This window comes from Pseudomonas sp. NFX15 (genome assembly GCF_049132105.1).
Lineage (GTDB): Bacteria > Pseudomonadota > Gammaproteobacteria > Pseudomonadales > Pseudomonadaceae > Aquipseudomonas.
This window is the reverse complement of sequence record NZ_JAFMPV010000017.1, coordinates 1-19,539: the sequence shown is the minus strand read 5'-3', so window position 1 is coordinate 19,539 and position 19,539 is coordinate 1. Positions and strand designations below refer to the sequence as shown.

The 19,539-nt window shown below is 62.5% G+C and carries 14 protein-coding genes; all 14 read left to right on the top strand.

Features of this window, described 5'->3' with window-relative positions; genetic code table 11:
- Window positions 1–276: 276 nt before the first annotated feature.
- A complete protein-coding gene (locus J1D76_RS18120; RefSeq protein WP_421139632.1) occupies window positions 277–1,326 on the top strand; it encodes an ABC transporter substrate-binding protein in 1,050 nt (349 codons plus the stop codon).
- Window positions 1,327–1,511: 185 nt separating this feature from the next.
- Entirely contained in the window at window positions 1,512–2,300 is a 789-nt protein-coding gene (locus J1D76_RS18115; protein WP_421139630.1) for a class II aldolase/adducin family protein, read from the top strand.
- 243 nt (window positions 2,301–2,543) lie between these two features.
- On the top strand, window positions 2,544–3,191 hold the full coding sequence (locus tag J1D76_RS18110; protein WP_421139628.1) for a TetR family transcriptional regulator C-terminal domain-containing protein: 648 nt from the start codon (window positions 2,544–2,546) through the stop codon (window positions 3,189–3,191).
- 92 nt (window positions 3,192–3,283) lie between these two features.
- Window positions 3,284–4,000, top strand: coding sequence for a response regulator (locus J1D76_RS18105; protein WP_421139626.1), 717 nt, complete (start codon window positions 3,284–3,286; stop codon window positions 3,998–4,000).
- A 5-nt stretch (window positions 4,001–4,005) separates the two neighbouring features.
- On the top strand, window positions 4,006–4,779 hold the full coding sequence (locus J1D76_RS18100; protein WP_421139624.1) for a substrate-binding periplasmic protein: 774 nt from the start codon (window positions 4,006–4,008) through the stop codon (window positions 4,777–4,779).
- Window positions 4,776–7,031 carry an ATP-binding protein gene (locus tag J1D76_RS18095; RefSeq protein WP_421139623.1) on the top strand — a complete coding sequence of 752 codons (2,256 nt, stop codon included), beginning with the start codon at window positions 4,776–4,778 and terminating at the stop codon, window positions 7,029–7,031. Before J1D76_RS18100 ends, J1D76_RS18095 begins: the two co-directional genes overlap by 4 nt.
- 208 nt (window positions 7,032–7,239) lie before the next feature.
- Complete coding sequence (locus J1D76_RS18090; protein ID WP_421139622.1) at window positions 7,240–8,652, top strand: amino acid permease; 1,413 nt, start codon at window positions 7,240–7,242, stop codon at window positions 8,650–8,652.
- Window positions 8,653–9,172: 520 nt separating this feature from the next.
- Window positions 9,173–9,964, top strand: coding sequence for an enoyl-CoA hydratase/isomerase family protein (locus J1D76_RS18085; protein WP_421139621.1), 792 nt, complete (start codon window positions 9,173–9,175; stop codon window positions 9,962–9,964).
- A gap of 92 nt (window positions 9,965–10,056) precedes the next feature.
- Window positions 10,057–11,217, top strand: coding sequence for an acyl-CoA dehydrogenase family protein (locus J1D76_RS18080; RefSeq protein WP_421139620.1), 1,161 nt, complete (start codon window positions 10,057–10,059; stop codon window positions 11,215–11,217).
- A gap of 18 nt (window positions 11,218–11,235) precedes the next feature.
- Window positions 11,236–13,335, top strand: a complete 2,100-nt coding sequence (locus J1D76_RS18075; RefSeq protein WP_421139619.1) for an acetate--CoA ligase family protein — start codon at window positions 11,236–11,238, stop codon at window positions 13,333–13,335.
- A gap of 10 nt (window positions 13,336–13,345) precedes the next feature.
- Window positions 13,346–14,953 (top strand): 5-guanidino-2-oxopentanoate decarboxylase, encoded by a 1,608-nt coding sequence (locus J1D76_RS18070; protein ID WP_421139618.1) that lies wholly within the window; start codon window positions 13,346–13,348, stop codon window positions 14,951–14,953.
- Between the two features lie 24 nt (window positions 14,954–14,977).
- Window positions 14,978–16,168 carry a pyridoxal phosphate-dependent aminotransferase gene (locus J1D76_RS18065; protein WP_421139617.1) on the top strand — a complete coding sequence of 397 codons (1,191 nt, stop codon included), beginning with the start codon at window positions 14,978–14,980 and terminating at the stop codon, window positions 16,166–16,168.
- Window positions 16,161–17,576, top strand: coding sequence for an aldehyde dehydrogenase family protein (locus tag J1D76_RS18060; protein WP_421139616.1), 1,416 nt, complete (start codon window positions 16,161–16,163; stop codon window positions 17,574–17,576). Before J1D76_RS18065 ends, J1D76_RS18060 begins: the two co-directional genes overlap by 8 nt.
- A 99-nt stretch (window positions 17,577–17,675) precedes the next feature.
- Window positions 17,676–19,277: an ABC transporter substrate-binding protein gene (locus J1D76_RS18055; RefSeq protein ID WP_421139615.1), complete on the top strand. Its 1,602-nt coding sequence runs from the start codon at window positions 17,676–17,678 to the stop codon at window positions 19,275–19,277.
- The last annotated feature ends 262 nt before the right edge of the window (window positions 19,278–19,539 follow it).

The window sequence follows — 19,539 nt, the reverse complement described above, 5'->3', positions numbered from 1 at the left end:
GAGCCTGCTCGCGATGGACTTGAGGGCGATGCGTTCATCCAGACAACACGCGTCATCGTTATCGTCCAACGCGAGCAGGCTCGCTCCTACAGAGGTATCAGGTTTTCGGTTGTTATTATTGTTCTATAGAAATTTACCTTCAGTAAAAAATCAACTTGTTTTTTTACTATGCCTTGCAGTAGTTTTGTTTCGAGCCCGCTCCCGGGGCTTACCTCACAACAATAAAAAAGGGCCGCATCGGCATTTGTCGGGTGGCACCTGCAAGAGGAACCACTGATGAAATCGAACACGTTCAAGCACGGTTTTTATCCCTTGGTGTTGTCTGTGGCCATGGGCCTGGGCAGCGCCCAGGCAGCCTCGGACATGGTGGTGGTCGGATACGGCGGAGCCGGACAAAAAGCCCAGGACGTGGCGTTCTTTCAACCGTTTGCGGCGGTGGATCAGAGCAAGGTGATCCAGAGCGAATACAACGGCGAAATGGCCAGGATCAAAGTGATGGTCGACACCGGCAACGTCGACTGGGACGTGGTGCAGATCGAAGGCCCGGACCTGATGCGCGGGTGCGAAGAAGGCATGTACGAGCGCCTCGACTGGACCCGTCTGGGCCATGCCGACCAGTTGATCCCTGACGCGGCGCAGGAATGCGGTTCCGCGGCGCTGGTGTGGAGCGTGGCGATTGCCTACGACACCGACAAACTGGCCCAGGCCCCGACCTCGTGGGCAGACTTCTGGGACGTGAAGAAAACCCCCGGCAAGCGCGGACTGCGCAAACGCGCGGTGTACAACCTGGAATTCGCCTTGCTGGCCGACGGGGTGAAAACCGAAGACGTCTACAAGGTACTCAGCACGCCGCAGGGCGTGGACCGGGCATTCGCCAAACTCACCGAACTCAAGCCTTACATCCAGTGGTGGGAGGCGGGCGCGCAACCCCCGCAATGGCTGACCGCTGGTGATGTGGTGATGACTTCGACCTACAGCGGGCGCATCGCCGACGCCGCGCAAAAAGGCAGCCACCTCGGTCTGGTCTGGCCCGGCAGCCTGTACGGCATGGATTACTGGGCGATCATCAAGGGTTCGAAACACGTCGATCAGGCCAAGCGTTTCATCGCCTTCACCAACCAGCCGGACGCCCAGGTCAACTACGTGAAACAGATTCCCTACGGCCCGACCAACACCCAGGCCGCTGCACGACTGGACGACAAACTCGCACAATGGGTGCCGACCGCGCCGCAGAACCTCAAGGGCGCGCTGTCGATGGACGTCGGTTTCTGGGTCGACCATGGCGAAGAACTCGAAGAACGCTTCAACGCCTGGGCCAGCAAGTAACCTCACTCGATACACTCTGGCCCCTGTAGGCGCTGGCTTGCCAGCGAAGGTACCGTCATGGCCCATACAAAACCCAAGGCCGCCTTCGCCGGCAAGCCGGCTCCTACAAAGGCGACCGCGGCTGGACGTACGTTGCGTCCAGCCGTAATGTCTGCCCCAGCCGATTAGCCTGGAGAACCACGACAATGAACAAAATCGCCACCCAGCTGGCCCCGCAACGCAGCGCCACCGAGCAGCGCCTGCGTGAGGAACTGGCGGCTTGTTATCGCTTGATCGCGCACTTTCGCATGACCGATTTGATCTTCACCCACATCTCGGTGCGCATTCCGGGCCCGGAGCATCACTTCCTGATCAACCCGTACGGGCTGATGTTCGAGGAAATCACTGCTTCCAATCTGGTGAAAATCGACCTCAACGGTCACGCCGTCGAACCGTCGCCGTACCCGGTCAACCCGGCCGGTTTCGTCATTCATAGCGCCATTCACGGTGCCCGTGAAAATGCGCAATGCGTGCTGCATACCCATACCAAATCCGGGTGCGCGGTGGCGGCATTGAAGTGTGGGTTGTTGCCGGTGAACCAGATATCCATGGAGTTCTATGGCCGGGTTGCTTACCACGACTACGAAGGTGTGGCGCTGGACTTGAGCGAGCAACAGCGCCTCGTGCAGGATATCGGCGATAAGCCGGTTCTGATGCTGCGCAATCACGGATTGCTGACCGTCGGCGAGACCGTGAGCCAGGCGTTCCTGCGCATGTATTACCTGGAGAAGGCGTGTGAAATCCAGTTGACGGCGATGGCGGCGGGGGAGGTCGTGTTGCCATCGGCGCAGGTGTGTGAGCACACCGAGCGACAGTTCAATGATCCGGGGCGGCCGCTGGAAGAGGGTGAGCTGAATGATCCGGAGGCGATGCAACTGGCCTGGGCGGCGTTGTTGCGGATGTTGGATCGCGTTGCCCCCGGTTATCGCGACTGATCTGAATCTTCGGTTGAGGGTGCTGGCCTCATCGCTGGCAAGCCAGCTCCTACAGGGATAGTCGGTGTACGCAAATCCCGTGAACGACCGAGATCCTGTGGGAGCGGGCTTGCTCGCGAAGGGGACGCCGCGATTCTAAGGCTTGCATCGGACTGGAGAAAAGGCTCGGTCTTGCTGTACAGTCGTTCAGCTCGCCGCTCACCCGCGCGGGTCTAAACGATTGAACCAAGGAGCGTGTCGCCCATGAACCAGGAAGCCCGTTTTTCCCGCATGGAACCAGAGTTGCGCAAAGCCAACCTGATCGAGGCGACGCTGGTGTGCCTCAAGCGCCACGGTTTCCAGGGCGCGTCGATCCGCAAGATTTCGGCCGAGGCCGGGGTCTCGGTTGGGCTGATCAGTCATCACTATTCCGGCAAGGACGAACTGGTCGCCGAGGCCTACATGGCGATCACCGGGCGGGTCATGACCCTGCTGCGCGACGCCATGGAGCAAGCCGCGCCGAATGCCCGGGAGCGCCTGTCGGCGTTTTTCCGCGGTTCGTTCTCCGCCGAATTGCTCGATCCGCAACTGATCGATGCCTGGCTGGCGTTCTGGGGCGCGGTGAAAACGGCCGAGGCCATCAACCAGGCCCACGAACACTCCTATGGCGAATATCGCGGCATTTTGCGCAAAGTGCTGACGGAACTGGCCCAGGAGGAGGGGTGGGAACATTTCGACGCCGAACTCGCCGCCATCAGCCTCAGCGCCTTGCTCGATGGCTTGTGGCTGGAGTCGGGGCTGAACCCCGGCACGTTTACACCGGAACAGGGTATCCAGATTTGCGAGGCCTGGGTTGATGGATTGCAGGCCGGCGGACGTCAGCGCTTTTGCGTGCAGACGAGCGACTGTTGATCAGTCGTTCAGCACTGGATACTCTCTGGCACCAAAGCAACAAAACACTCTAATAAGAAACTGGCCTTCGAGCCTAAGCCGGACACCAAGCGATGACTCCTCGGGTATTGATCGTCGATGACGATCCGCTGATTCGCGATCTGCTGCACGCCTACCTGTCCCAGGAAGGCTACGACGTCCATTGCGCGGCCACCGCGGAACTGGCGGAAACCTTCCTGGCCAGCCAGAGCGTGGACCTGGTGATGCTCGACATCCGCCTGCCGGGCAAGGACGGCCTGACCCTGACCCGCGAACTGCGGGTGCGTTCGGAGGTCGGGATCATCCTGATCACCGGGCGCAATGACGAAATCGACCGCATCGTCGGCCTCGAATGCGGTGCTGACGACTATGTGATCAAACCGCTCAACCCACGGGAACTGGTATCCCGGGCGAAAAACCTGATTCGCCGGGTGCGCCATGCGCAAACCCCGCAACCGACCGCCGCCGTGAGCAAACCCGTCAAGCAGTTCGCCGACTGGGCGCTGGACACCGATCGCCGGCGCCTGATCGACCCGTCCGGCGGCGAAACGCTGTTGACCCACGGCGAGTACCAGTTGCTCAGCGTGTTCTTGCGCAACAGCGGCCACACCCTCAGCCGCGACCAATTGATGGACCAGATCCGCAACCGCGAATGGGTGCCTAACGACCGTTCCATCGACGTGCTGGTCGGACGCCTGCGCCGCAAGTTGCACGACGATCCTGCCGAACCGCAGTTGATCATCACCATTCACGGCGCCGGTTACCTTTTCACTGCCGGCGTGGCGGCCTGAAGCGAATGGCGCGATGGCTGTGCCTGCTGGCGGTGTGTGTGTTCGGCCAGGCGGTTGCGGCGGACAAGATCCGCTATTGCGATTACCCGGTGTACCCGCCGATCTCCTGGAGTGACGGCAAACAGGTGCGCGGGTTGGCGCCAAGCGTGGTGAAAAACCTGTTCGGCCAGTTGGGCTACGAGGTCGAGATGGTCGTGCTGGGCAACTGGAAACGCTGCCTGCTGGACGCTGCCGAAGGCCGGGTCGACGTGGTGCTGGCCTACAGCACCGCACAACGCGAGCAGAGCATGCTGTTCTCGACGGTGCCGGTGTTGCGTGAAGAAGTCGCGCTGTTCATCAACCGTCAACATCCGGTGAAGTTCGAACAACTCGACGACTTGGCCCATTACCGCGGTGGCCTGTTGTTTGGTGAGAGCTACGGTGTGGAATTCGATCGCATGGTCGCGCGCAACAACAACATCGAATGGGTATCCGACAGCCACCAGAACTTCGGCAAGCTGATTCGCGCACGCATCGACTTCATCACCCAAGAGCGGCGCACCGGCCAGCTGTACGTGGAAAACCTGCCCGGCGGCCAGGACATCGTCGCCTTGCCCAAGGCCCTGAGCGTGGACTACCTGCGGGTCGCCGTGTCGCGGCGCTCGCACTTGGCCAGTCGCATGCCCGAGATCAATGCGCAGCTGCAGCGCATGGTCGATGCCGGCGACATCGAACGCTGGCTCAACGAAAGCGAAGTGACCTACCGCGACATGATCAACCTGCCGGCGGATGCGCAATGATTCGCGCCCGTCCCGGCGGACTGCTGCGGCGCCTGTTGCTGTTCATCCTGTTGTTCAGCCTGTGCTTCACCGTGCTCGCCAGCAGTGTGCAGTTGTACATCGAGTATCGACGGGAAATGCGCGACATCGATTCGCGCATGGAACTGATCCGCGCCGGCTACCTGGCCAGCCTGGAGCGCAGCCTTTGGGATTTGAACCAGGAACAACTGAACGTGCAGTTGCGGGGGCTGGTGGATTTCTCCGATGTCGCCCGGGTGCATCTGAGCAGTGCCGATTTCGACCTGCTGCAGGGCAATCCAGACCCTGCGGGACCGTTGCGCATCGAACGCTTTGCCCTGGACTACCAGCCGCCGTCCGGCCCTTTGCGCAACCTTGGCGAACTGGAAGTCAGTACCGATCTGGGGGCGGTGTACCAGCGTCTCTACGCCACCGGTTTGACCAGCCTGTTGTGGATGGCGGTGTTCCTCTGCGGCCTGGCCGTTGCCTTGTCGGGCTTGTTTTATCGACTGGTGACCCGCCACCTGAAAGTCATGGCCGAGTTTGCCCGGCGCATTGCCGCCGGTGAATGGCACGACCCCCTGCACCTGGACAAGCGTCGCGGCAGTGATGAAATCGACACCGTGGCCCACGCGCTGGACGACATGCGCCGGGCGATCCTGCGGGACATCGAGCGCCGGGAAACCGATCGCCTGGCCTTGCAGGACAACCGCGACGAACTGCTGAAAATGGTCGAGCGTCGGACCGCCAGCCTGATGCGCGCCAAGGATGAAGCGGAAGCGGCCAACCTCGCCAAATCGCGGTTCCTGGCGACCATGAGCCATGAACTGCGCACGCCCCTCAATGGCATTCTCGGCATGGCCGAATTGTTGCGCGGCGCGCGTCTGGAGGCACAGGACGGCAAACGCCTGGATGCCTTGCACAAGGCAGGCGAAGGCTTGCTGACAATCCTCAACGAAGTGCTGTATTTCGCCAAGCTGGAGGAGGGCGTCAGCCAACCCGAGCCGGTGACTTTCTCGCTGCGCCAGTTGCTCGATGAGGTGCTGACCCTGCTGGAACCCCGGGCGCTGAGCAACGACACGATCCTCACCTGCCGGGTCGATCCGCCTGTTGCCGAGCATTACCACGGCGCCGAGCAGTTCCTGCGCCAGGTGCTGAGCAACCTGCTGGCCAACGCGATCAAGTTCACCGAAGACGGCGAAGTCAGCGTCGAGGTGGCGTTGCTCGCTGACACCGGTGAACGGGCGGGTCAGCGGTTGCGGGTCAGTGTCACCGACGACGGCATCGGCATTGCGCCGGCAATGCAGGCGAAGATTTTCGAGCGTTTCACCCAGGCCAGCGAAGAAGTCGCGCAACGCTTTGGCGGCACGGGGTTGGGGTTGGCCATCTGCAAGCATCTGGTGGAGCAGATGGGCGGGCGCATCGGCGTGGACAGTGAAGAGGGGCGCGGCAGTTGCTTCTGGTTCGAGCTTTGCCTCGAGCCATCGAGTGCAGCGATTGAGGTCGCACCACTGCGGGCGGCAAGTCCGGCCCTGAAGACCCTGGTGGTCGAAGACGTGGCGCTCAATCGGGAAGTGGCCCAAGGGTTGTTGCAACGGGACGGCCATCACGTCTGGCTGGCCGAAGAGGCGCAACAGGCACTGGAAATCTGCGCGGAGCAGGCGTTCGACCTGATGTTGCTGGACGTGCACCTGCCGGGCATCAGTGGCGTCGAGTTGTGCCGACAGATCCGCACTAGCGATGGACCGAACCGCCACACGAGAATTTTTGCCCTGACCGCCAGCGTGCAACCGGCGCAGGTGCGCGGTTATCTGGATGCCGGCATGGATGGCATCCTGGCCAAGCCCCTGAACCTGGAAAACCTGCGACAGGTGCTCGAAGGGCGTACCGACATCGCCGGGTCGCTGATGAGTGACGACACGATGGACTGGCCACTGTTGCAGACCCATCGCACCTTGCTCGGCGAGCAAAAGGTCCAGGGCCTGCTGACGGGGCTGCGGGTCTCGATCCTTCAGCATCGCGATGCGCTGAAGGAAGCGATGGCGGCCGATGACTGCACCGAGGTCGCGCAGTTGGCGCACCGTTTGGCCGGCAGTTGCGATTCGCTGGGCTTTCGGGCCTTGGCCAGTACCTTGAGGGTGCTGGAGGAGTCAGCGCTGGACAACCACGAGTCGGCTATCCGCGGCATGACTGCCGTGCTGGAGGAACACATGCAGCAGTCGCTCGATACCCTCAAGGGCCTGTTGCAACACTGACGTACAAGTTTGTTACGACTTTCTACAACTTCGATCTTCACGGTCAACGCGAACTTACATGGCTTTCCAATAATCGTCGCAACCGCCGCAGCGCGGTCTTCGAAGCTTATTGGAGATAATAATAATGAATTGCCGTAAAGCTGATCCTTCCCTGCGCCGTGACGTCCTGTCGCGCGCTGTTCACCTCACTGACTGTTGAGGTGCCGACATGAACGAAAACACAGATCAAAAAGGCATTCAGCTGACCCGTGCTCTCAAGAGCCGGCACATTTTCATGCTGTCGCTGGGTGGCGTCATCGGCACCGGGCTGTTCATGGGCTCCGGCGTGACCATCAACCAGGGCGGTCCGGTGGGGGCGATCCTGGCTTACCTGGTCGCCGGTTTCTTGATGTACCTGGTGATGGTCTGCCTGGGCGAACTGTCGGTGCAGATGCCGGTGTCCGGTTCGTTCCAGACCCACGCCACAAAATACATCGGCCCGGCGACCGGGTTCATGATCGGCTGGGTGTACTGGATGAGCTGGGCGACCACCGTGGGCCTGGAGTTCACCGCCGCCGGCATGCTGATGACGCGCTGGTTCCCGCATGTGCCGATCTGGTATTGGTCGGCGTTGTTCGTGGTGGTGCTGTTCGGCATCAATGCGATGGCGACCCGCGCATTCGGTGAGGCGGAATATTGGTTCTCGGGAATCAAGGTGGCGGCGATTCTCGGCTTCATCGTGGTCGGTGTGCTGGTGATCTTCGGCGTGATGCCCCTGAGCAGCGGCGCTCCAGCACCGATGGCGAGCAACCTGATTGGTGACTCGTTGTTCCCCAACGGCTTGTCGGCGGTGTTCGCAGTGATGATGACCGTGGTCTATGCGTTCCAGGGTTGCGAGATCATGGGCGTGGCCGCCGGTGAAACCGATCAACCGGAAAAGAGCATTCCTCGCGCCGTGCGCAACGTGGTATTCCGCGTGCTGATCTTCTACGTGCTGGCGATCATCGTGCTGTCGGCCATCGTGCCGTGGCAGCAGGCCGGTTTGATGGAAAGCCCGTTCGTGCAGGTGTTCGACATGGTCGGCATTCCCTACGCGGCAGACCTGATGAACTTCGTGATCCTCACCGCGATTTTGTCGGTAGGCAACTCGGGTCTGTATGCCTCGACGCGCATCCTGTGGGCGATGTCGAAAACCGGCATGGCGCCGAAAAGCCTGTCGCCGCTGAGCAAGCGTGGTGTGCCGTTGCGCGCCTTGAGCATCACCTTGTGCTTTGCGTTGGTGTCGCTGATGACCAGCTTCGTCGCCGCCGACACCTTGTTCATGGTGCTGATGGCGGTGAGCGGCATGTCCGGCACCGTAACCTGGATTGTCATTGCGCTGGCGCAGTACAAGTTCCGCAAGGCCTACCTGCGTGACGGCGGCAAACTCAGCGACCTGAAATACCGCGCTCCTTGGTTCCCGGTATTGCCGCTGATGTGCATCACGCTGTGCTGCTCGCTGTTTGTGTTCCTGGCCTTGGACGAAACCCAGCGTCCATCGCTGTACTGGGGCTTTGGCTTTATTGCGCTGTGTTATGGCGCGTACTTCCTGATCCATCGCAAACGCCAGGGCGTACTGGCGCCGAGTCTGCCGGCTGCGTAATACCCGTCAGTAAGCATTTCCCCTGTAGGAGCGAGCCTGCTCGCGATAGCGGTGGATCAGTCAACAGCGATGTTGACATTGATTCCCTCATCGCGAGCGGGCTCGCTCCTACAGTTTTGTGTGGTGAACAAGGCGTTTGAATGCCCTGAAGATCCCTGTAGGAGCTGGCTTGCCAGCGAAGGCAGCGTGTCAGGCGCCATCGATGTTGGATGTGCCGGCCCTTTCGCTGGCAAGCCAGCTCCTACAGTTTTTTGTGGTGAGGCCAGGAGGGTGAGTTTCGCCAAATCCCATGTAGGAGCTGGCTTGCCAGCGAAGGCGGCCTCGCGTTTGTTCGAAGTTGTAACAACCTTCCGTGCCTGAAACTGACTTCAATCAATAAAGTCAGTAAAAACAAATAGATAGATGATTTTTTAGAGTGTTACACACGCATTCCCCGCCGATTGCCGCCTTACTGAACACTCGTTTAGTATGGCCTCAAGTCGCAGCACCTCAGACCCATCACAATAATTCGAGGATTCCCATGACCACTCAACCGTCGCTGCTCAGCCAGGTCGAAGCAGGCGTTGCCTGGATCACCCTCAATCGCATCGCCCAGCGCAACGCGCTGGACATCCCGACCCTGAAAAACCTGCACGCCTTGCTCGACGGTTTCAACGCCGATCCGGCGGTGCGCGTGGTGGTGTTGACCGGCAGTGGTCGCAGCTTCTGCGCCGGCGCCGACCTCGACGAATGGGCCGATGCCGAAGCCCGCGGCGCGCTGGAAACCTACGGCTGGACCGAAACCGCCCACGCCCTGATGACCCGCCTGCACAGCTTGGAAAAACCGACCATCGCCGCCATCAACGGCACCGCCGTCGGCGCCGGGATGGACCTGACCCTGTGCTGCGACCTGCGCATCGCCGGGCAATCGGCGCGTTTCAAGGCCGGCTACACCAGCATGGCTTACTCGCCGGACGCCGGCGCCAGTTGGCACCTGCCGCGCCTGATCGGCAGCGAACAGGCCAAGCGCCTGCTGTTCCTCGACGAATTGTGGGGCGCCGACCGTGCCCTGGCCGCCGGCCTGGTCGGCGAAGTGTGCGCCGACGATCAACTGCTGACCGTCACCCACGAACTCGCCGCACGCCTGGCCGCCGGCCCGACCTTCGCCTTCGCCCAGGCCAAAAAACTCATGCGCGAAGGCGCCGAGCGCAGCCTGCCTGAGCAACTGCAAGCCGAGCTCGCCGCCGGCCTGCTCTGTGGTCGCAGCGAAGACGGCACCGAAGCCCTGCGCGCCGCCATGGAAAAACGCCCGGTAAACTTCGTCGGCCGCTAACCCGAGCGCACAGCCATCTGTAGGAGCTGGCTTGCCAGCGAAGCTTTTGGCATCTCCCCCCATTTCGCCGTCAACGAACAACAGGTAGCACCATGAATTTCCAACTGACCCAAGAACAAGAAATGTTGGTGGACTCGGTACGCAGCTTCGTCGAGAAAGAGCTGCTGCCCTACGAAGAGCAAGCCGACCGCGCCGACGAGGTCACGCCAGAACTGGCCGCGCAGATTCGCGGCAAGGCGATTGCCGCCGGTTTCTATGCCTTCAACATGCCCGAAGAAGTCGGTGGTGGTGGTCTCGATTACCTGTCCCAGGCGCTGATCGAGCGTGAGTTGTCCAAGGTTTCCTGGGCGCTGCACGTGTTCGTCGCACGGCCGTCGAAAATCCTCATGGCTTGCACCGGCGACCAGATCAACGACTACCTGTTGCCGTGCATACAGGGCGAAAAAATCGATTGTTTCGCGCTGACCGAGCCGGGCGCCGGTTCCGATGCCAACGCGATCAAGACCCGAGCCGTGCGTGAGGGCGACGACTTCATTCTCAACGGCAGCAAGCACTTCATCAGCCACGCCGGCCATGCCGATTTCGCCATCGTTTTCGCGGTCACCGACACCTACGAACACAACGGCAAGAAGCGTAACGCCGTGACCTCGTTCCTGGTCGACCGCAACACCCCGGGCATGACCATCCGCCGCGGGCCCAAGTGTGTGAGTAACCGCGGTTATCACACCTTCGAAATGTTCTTCGACGATTGCCGCGTACCGGCCAGCAAAGTGCTGGGCGAAGTCGGCAAGGGCTGGGAGGTGGCCAACGCCTGGCTGACCGCCGGGCGCGTGATGGTGGCGGCCAACTGCGTCGGTCAGGCCCAGCGCGCGCTGGACGTGTCCTTGCAATGGGCGGCGGACCGCAAGCAATTCGGCCAGCCCATCGGCACTTATCAGGGCGTGTCGTTCAAACTGGCCGACATGGCCACACAGATTCGTGCAGCTGAACTGCTGACCCTGCACACCGCCTGGAAAATGGACCAGGGCACCATGACCGATGGCGAGGCCGGCATGGCCAAGCTGTTCGCCAGTGAAGTGCTCGGCCGTACCGCCGATGAAGCGGTGCAGATTTTCGGCGGCATGGGCCTGATGGACGAAGGTCCGGTGGAACGCATCTGGCGTAACGCCCGTATCGAGCGGATCTGGGAAGGCACGTCGGAAATCCAGCGCCACATCATTTCCCGCGAACTGCTGCGGCCGCTGCTGCGCTGATCGCGCCGGAGAATTCCCATGTCGCAAACCATTCGTGACAACCTCAAACGCATGCTCGCGCCGCAACACGTGGCGTTCGTGGGCGGTCGTAGCATGGCTCGCGCCCTCAAGCGCTGTGCCGAAGGCGGCTACCAAGGGCAAATGTGGCTGGTCAACCCGCAACACGACAACCTCGAAGGCGTGCCGTGCGTGCGCAGTGTTGCCGAGCTGCCGTGCGGCCCGGACGCGGTATTCATCGCCACCAACCGCGAGCTGACGTTGACCTGCGTCGCCGAACTGGCGGCCATCGGTGCCGGCGGCGCGATCTGCTACGCCTCCGGCTTCGCCGAAACCGGCACCGAAGGCCAAGCCTTGCAACAACAATTGCTCAAGGCCGCTGGTGACATGGCCTTGCTCGGCCCCAACTGCTACGGCTTGCTTGACTACCTGCATAGCTGCGCGCTGTGGCCGGTGGCCCATGGCGGCAAAGCGGTGGAGAAGGGCGTGGCGGTGCTGACCCAGAGCGGCAACTTCGCCTACAACCTGTCCATGAGCGACCGTTCGCTGCCGGTGGCGTACATGGCGTCGGTCGGCAATCAGGCGCAACTGGGCGTGGCCGAATTGATGGACGTATTGCTCGACGAGCCGCGTGTCACCGCCATCGGCCTGCACCTGGAAGGCCTGAAGAACGTGCAGGGTTTCGCCCGCGCTGCGCACAAGGCATTGGAGAAGGGCATCCCGATCATCGCGTTGAAAACCGGTGTGTCGCAGATCGGCGCCGAACTGGCTTTGAGTCACACCAGTTCGCTTTCGGGTTCCGATGCGCTGTACGACGCCCTATTCGACCGCCTCGGGGTGATTCGCGTCAGCGGCCCGGTGAGCTTTGTCGAAACCCTGAAAGCCGCGGCCTGCGGCAACCTGCCGGATGGCAACAGCCTGATCGCGCTGGCCTGTTCCGGTGGCGACGCCGGGCTGATTGCCGACTACGCCGAACGCAACGACCTGGGCCTGCCGAAACTCGATGACGGCCAGGTCGGCGAACTGGCGCATGTGCTGCCGACCTACGCCAACCTGGTCAACCCGCTGGACTTCACCACGGCGATCTGGGGCGACGGCGAAGCCTTGAACCGCATGCTCGACAGCGCCCTGCGTACCGAAGCCGACGCGGCCATGCTGGTGCTCGACTACCCGGCGCAGTTCACTGGCGAGCGCAAGGAATGCGACCTGCTACTGGAGTTGTACGGCGCCGCGCTGCATCGCCACGGCAAGACCGGTTTTGTCACCTCGGCCTTCCCCGAATTGCTGCCGGCCCATGCCCGTGAACGCCTGCACGCCCAAGGCGTCGCGGCGTTGCAGGGTGTTGAAGACGGTCTCGCAGCCTGGGGCCGCATCGCCGGCTATCAGCGCAAGCGCCAGGCCTTGCTGGCGCTGGGCGAATCGACGCTGGTGCCGCTGTGCCCGCAAGCGCTGGAAGGCGAGGGTCACTTGCTCAATGAGTGGGATTCCAAGCAGGCGTTGAAAGCCTTTGGCCTGCCGACACCGAACGGCGTATTGAGCACCCCGGACAAGGCCCTGAAGGATGCCGAAGCAGTGGGCTATCCGCTGGTACTCAAAGCGGTCAACGCGCAACTGCCGCACAAGACTGAGGCCGGCGCCGTGGCGCTGAACCTCAAGGACGGCGCGGCATTGAGCGCTGCGTTAGAGACGATGCGCAGCAGCATTGCTGCCTACGCGCCGGGCGTTGCCCTCGATCAACTGTTGCTCGAACCCATGGCCAAGCCGCCACTGGCCGAGCTGATTGTCGGGATCAAGCGTGAAAACGACTTCGGCCTGGCGCTGGTGATCGGCGCGGGCGGGATTCTGGTGGAGTTGCTCAAGGACAGTCGCAGCCTGTTGCTGCCGACCACCGACGGCGCGATCCGCAATGCCTTGCTCAGTCTGCGCAGTGCCCCGTTGCTGCACGGTTTCCGCGGTCGCGAATCGGCGGATCTCGACGCGCTGGTCACCGCGATCCGCGCCGTGGCCGATTACGCCTGCGAAAACGCCGCACAGCTGCTGGAACTCGATGTGAACCCATTGTTGGTCGGTGCCCAGGGCACGACTGCCGTCGATGCGTTGATTCGCCTCGGCCATGCGTGAGGACATGAACATGCAAAACAAGACTTTGACCGGCGGCCAGGCCCTGGTGCGGCTGTTGGCCAACTACGGCGTCGATACCGTGTTCGGCATCCCTGGCGTGCACACCCTTGAGCTGTACCGCGGCTTGCCCGGCAGTGGCATCCGCCACGTCCTGACCCGCCATGAACAGGGCGCCAGCTTCATGGCCGACGGTTATGCCCGGGTCAGCGGCAAACCCGGCGTGTGCTTCATCATCACCGGGCCCGGCGTGACTAACGCCGCCACCGGCATCGGCCAGGCCTACGCCGACTCGATTCCGATGCTGGTGATTTCCAGTGTCAACCACAGCGCCAGCCTGGGCAAGGGTTGGGGCAGCCTGCACGAGTGCCAGGACCAGCGCGCAATGACCGCGCCGATCACCGCGTTCTCGGCCGTGGCGCTGACCGCCGAAGACCTGCCGGAACTGATTGCCCGAGCCTACGCGGTGTTTGACAGCGAGCGGCCGCGCCCGGTGCATATTTCGGTGCCGCTGGACGTGTTGTCGGCGCCGATTGCCCATGACTGGAGCAACGACGTGGTGCGCCGCCCGGGTCGCGGTCCTGCATCCACGAGCGCCATCGATCAAGCCGTGGCGAAACTCAACGGCGCGAAACGACCGATGATCATCGCCGGTGGCGGTGCGCTCAATGCCACCGCGCCACTGCAAGAACTCAGCACCCGGCTCGCTGCGCCGCTGTTCACCAGCGTCGCCGGCAAGGGCCTGCTGCCACCGGATGCACCGCTCAACGCCGGCTCATCGCTGTGCGTGGAGCCGGGCTGGAACCTGATCGCCGAGGCCGACGTGGTGTTGGCGGTCGGCACCGAAATGGCCGACACCGATTTCTGGCGCGAGCGTTTGCCGCTCAATGCCGAGTTGCTGCGCATCGACATCGACCCGCGCAAGTTCAACGATTTCTACCCCTGCGCGGTGGCCTTGCACGGCGATGCACAACAAACCCTCAGCGGCTTGCTGGAACGTCTGCCGAGCGAAGTACGCGACGCCAGCGCCGCAGTTGCCTCGGTCGCCGCCCTGCGCGAAGCGGTCAAGGCCAGCCATGGTCCGTTGCAGTCGATCCACCAATCGATCCTCGAGCGCATCGCGGCGGAGCTGCCGGACAACGCCTTCATCAGTACCGACATGACCCAACTGGCCTACACCGGCAACTACGCCTTCGACAGCGCCGCGACTCGCAGCTGGTTGCACCCGACCGGCTACGGCACCCTGGGTTATGGCCTGCCGGCCGGCATCGGCGCCAAGTTCGGTGCGCCGCAACGGCCGGGGCTGGTACTGGTCGGTGACGGTGGTTTCCTCTACACCGCGCAGGAACTGGCTACAGCCGTCGAAGAGCTGGACAGTCCGCTGGTGGTGCTGCTGTGGAACAACGACGCCTTGGGGCAGATCCGCGACGACATGATCGGCCTCGACATCGAGCCGATTGGCGTACTGCCGCGCAACCCGGATTTCGCCGCACTTGCTCGCGCGTTCGGCTGCACCGTGACACAACCGCAAAGCCTCGCCGAGTTGCAGACCGACTTGCGCCACGGCTTCAAGCGCAACGGCGTGACGCTGATCGAACTCAAGCATGCCAATGCGCATTGATCTGTTTTTTAGGGGGATGCAGCCATGCGCTTTTCCGATCTGACTCAACGTATCGCCGGCGACGGCGCAGCGGCGTGGGACATCCACTACCGCGCATTGGCACTGCGCGAGCAGGGTGAAGACATTCTGCTGTTGTCGGTGGGCGATCCGGATTTCGACACACCGGTGCCGATCGTGCAGGGCGCGATCGACAGCCTGCTCAATGGCAACACCCATTACGCCGAGGTGCGCGGCAAGCGTGCCCTGCGTGAGGCCATTGCCAAACGTCATCATCAACGCAGCGGCCAACGCGTGTCGGCCGATCAGGTCACGGTGTTGGCCGGGGCGCAGTGCGCGTTGTTCAGCGTTGCCCAATGCGTGCTGAACCCCGGCGATGAAGTGCTCGTCGCCGAACCGATGTACGTCACCTACGAAGCCGTATTCGGTGCTTGCGGCGCCGTGGTGGTGCCGGTGCCAGTACGTTCGGAAAACGGCTTTCGGGTATTGCCCGAAGACGTCGCCGCACGCATCACGCCACGCACCCGCGCCTTGGCATTGAACAGCCCGCACAACCCGTCCGGCGCGAGTTTGCCGCGCAGCACCTGGACGGCGTTGGCCGAGCTGTGCATCGCCCACGACCTGTGGCTGATTTCCGATGAGGTCTACAGCGAATTGCTGTTCGACGGCGAACACGTCAGCCCGGCGAGCCTGCCGGGCATGGCCGAGCGCACAGCAACCCTCAACAGCCTGTCGAAATCCCACGCCATGACCGGCTGGCGCGTCGGTTGGGTGGTGGCGCCACCGTCCCTGGCCGCGCACTTGGAAAACCTCGCGCTGTGCATGCTCTACGGTTCGCCGGATTTCATTCAGGACGCCGCTGTCATTGCGCTGGAAAGTAACTTGCCGGAACTGGAAGCCATGCGCGAAGCGTACCGCCAGCGCCGCGATCTGGTGTGCGACAGCCTGGCCGATTGCCCAGGCGTACGGGCGTTGAAACCCGATGGCGGGATGTTCGTGATGGTCGACATCCGCGAAACCGGGCTTAGCGCCCAGGCGTTTGCCGATCGCCTGCTGGATCGCCACGGCGTCTCGGTGTTGGCCGGTGAAGCCTTTGGCCCGAGCGCGGCGGGGCACATTCGCCTCGGTTTGGTGGTGGGGGCTGCGCCGTTGCGCGATGCCTGCCAACGCATTGCCCGCTGTGCAAAAGAACTGATGGAGGTCGAGGTTGATGCTTAATCACAACGCACTGTTTATTGATGGACATTGGCAAAAACCGTCGGGGCAGGGCATCGCCCAGGTGATCAACCCGGCCACAGAGGACGTCTGCGGCAGCGTTCCGCTGGGGGATGAACGCGACGTCGACAACGCCGTGGCGGCGGCACGCCGGGCCTTCGTTTCATGGTCGCGCACACCGTCCAACGTGCGCGCCGGTTACATCCGTGCCTTGGCCGAGCAACTGCGCCAGCGTGCGGATGAGATGGCCGCCGTCATTACCACCGAACTGGGCATGCCGGTGCAATGGTCTCGTTCGGTGCAAGTCGACGGGCCGATCATGGGCCTTGAGCAGTACGTCGAACTGGCTCATCTCATGGACGAAGTGCGCGAAGTCGGCAACTCGCTGGTGATCCGCGAGGCGGTGGGTGTCTGCGCATTCATCAACCCGTGGAATTACCCGCTGCACCAGTTGATCGGCAAACTCGCTCCAGCACTGGCCGCCGGTTGCACGGTGGTGGTCAAGCCGAGTCAGGAAACCCCGCTGCATGCCTTCCTGCTGGCGCAAATGATCGAGGACATCGGCCTGCCAGCCGGGGTGTTCAACCTGGTCAGCGGCCCGGGCTCGAAAGTCGGCGAAGCGCTGGCCAAGCACCCGGACGTGGACATGGTGTCGTTCACCGGTTCCACCGGCGCCGGCGTTCGCGTTGCGCAAGCGGCGGCGCCATCGGTCAAGCGCGTGTGCCTGGAACTGGGCGGCAAGTCACCGTTGCTGATCGCCGAGGATGCGGATCTCGCGGCGGCCGTACGCTACGGCGTGCAGGACGTGATGATCAACTCCGGGCAGACCTGCACCGCGCTGACCCGGATGCTGCTGCCGGCCAGCCGCTACGAGGAGGCCGTGGAACTGGCACTGGCGCAAACCTTGAGCCTGCGCATGGGCGACCCGCTCGACCCGCAAAGCTTCCTCGGCCCTATGTGTTCGGCCGGGCAAAAACGCACCGTGCTCGACTACATCAAGGTCGGTCAGCAAGAAGGCGCGCGGCTGTTGTGCGGTGGTGACGGCGCGCCGGCCTTCGAGCGTGGCTTCTACGTCAGCCCGACACTGTTCGCCGATGTCGACAATCGCATGCGCATCGCCCAGGAAGAAATCTTCGGCCCGGTGTTATGCCTGATTCCCTACACCGATGAGGCGCAAGCGATCCAGATCGCCAACGACTCACCATTCGGTCTGTCCAGCGGCATCTGGGCCGACAGTGCCGAGCGTGCCTTGCACCTGGGGCGGCAGATGCGCGCCGGTCAGTGCTTCCTCAATGGCGCGGCGTTCAATTATCAGGCGCCGTTCGGTGGCTACAAACAATCGGGTAATGGTCGTGAATGGGGTGAGGAGGGGTTGAACGAGTTCGTCGAAGTGAAGGCGATCCAGGTGTGATCTCTGGCAATTCGAATGCAGTACGCACCGGGCCCTGGCCCGGTGTCTTGCGTGGTTTTGAACCGGTAATTCATTAGCTTTTTGATCAGGGGCAATGCAATGAGCGATAACAAAAACAAGATTACTCAAGCGAACCATGAATTCAGTTTTCCGCGTCGTGACTTCCTGAAGTACAGCGCGGCGGCCGCAGCGGTAGCGGGCGCGTTCTCCATGGGCCTGCCGTTCGGCGCCTTCGCCGAAGAAGCCACGCCAAAACCGGGCGGTGTCCTGCGTCTGGGCCTGGCCGGAGGCAGCACCACCGACTCCAAGGACCCAGGCTCGTGGGCCGACACCTTCACCTTCGTCGGCTTCTCGGCGGTCTACAACACCCTGACAGAAATTGCCGTCGACGGCACCGCCATCCCCGAACTGGCCGAGAGCTGGACCTCGACCCCGGATGCCCGCGTCTGGACTTTCAAGATTCGCCAGGGCGTGACCTTCCACAACGGCAAGACCCTGACTGCCGACGATGTGGTGGCGTCGATCCAGCATCACCTCGGCGAAAAATCCACCTCAGCCGCGAAGACGGTGTTGGGCGACGTGGCCAAGGTCAGCGCCAATGGCAGCGACAGCGTGGTGTTCGAACTGCACTCGGGCAACGCCGATTTCTCTTACGTGGTCGCCGATTACCACCTGGCGATCATGCCGAGCAAGGATGGCTCGGCGGACTGGCAGGCCGGCGCCGGCACGGGCGGTTATCGCCTAAAGGACTTCGAACCGGGCGTGCGCATGACCCTGGAACGCAGCCCCGACTACTGGAAACCGGGCCGCGCGCACTTCGCCAGTGCCGAACTGATTGCCATCGCCGACGGCGCGGCGCGGGTCAATGCGCTGGTCACCGGGCAAGTGGACGTGATCAACAAGGTCGACCTGAAAACCGTGGCGCTGCTCAAGCGCAACCCGAACCTGGTGATCGAAGAAACCAAGGGTGCGCAGCACTACACCTTCCCGATGCTCACCGACAGCCAGGTGTTCCAGAACAACGACGTGCGCCTGGCGATGAAGCACGCGATCAACCGCGAAACCTTGCTGGCGTCGGTGCTGCACGGCTATGGCCTGGTGGGCAACGACCACCCGATCCAGCCCGGCAGCCGCTTTATCAACACCGCGCTGGAGCAGCGCAGCTACGACCCGGACAAGTCGCGTTTCTACTTGAAAAAGGCTGGCCTGGATTCGCTCAAGGTGCGCCTGCAAGCCTCTGACGCGGCGTACACCGGCGCGGTGGATGCCTCGGTGCTGTTCAAGGAACAGGCCCGCGCGGCCGGGATCGACATCGACGTGGTACGCGAGCCGGCCGATGGTTTCTTCTCCAACGTGTGGATGAAGCAACCGTTCACCACCTCCTTCTGGTACTCCAGCCTGACCGCCGACCGCATGTTCAGCATCGGCTACGCCAAAGGCGCGGCGTGGAACGAAACCCACTGGGACAACCCGCGTTTCAACCAGCTGCTCAACGCCGCCCGTGGCGAAATGAACGACCCGCTGCGCCGCGAGATGTACAACGAAATGCAGTCGCTGTGCCGGGACGAGGGCGGGGCGATCGTGCCGTTGTTCGCCAGTTCCGTGGCGGCACGCTCGAACAGGGTGGCGCATGGTGGGCAGACCGCACCGTATGGCGAGCTCGATGGATTGCGGGTGATCGAGCGGTGGTGGCAGGCATAAAGAAATCGTCGATGCGATGAAAACCCCCTGTAGGCGCTGGCTTGCCAGCGAAGAGGCCTTCAAGCCCTGCACCGCCCACGCGGACGCCTTCGCCGGCAAGCCGGCTCCTACAAAGACGAAGATTCAACTGACGCAAACCATTGTAGGAGCTGGCTTGCCAGCGAAGAGGCCTTCAAGCCCTGCACCGCCCACGCGGACGCCTTCGCCGGCAAGCCGGCTCCTACAAAGACGAAGATTTAACTGACGCAAACCATTGTAGGCG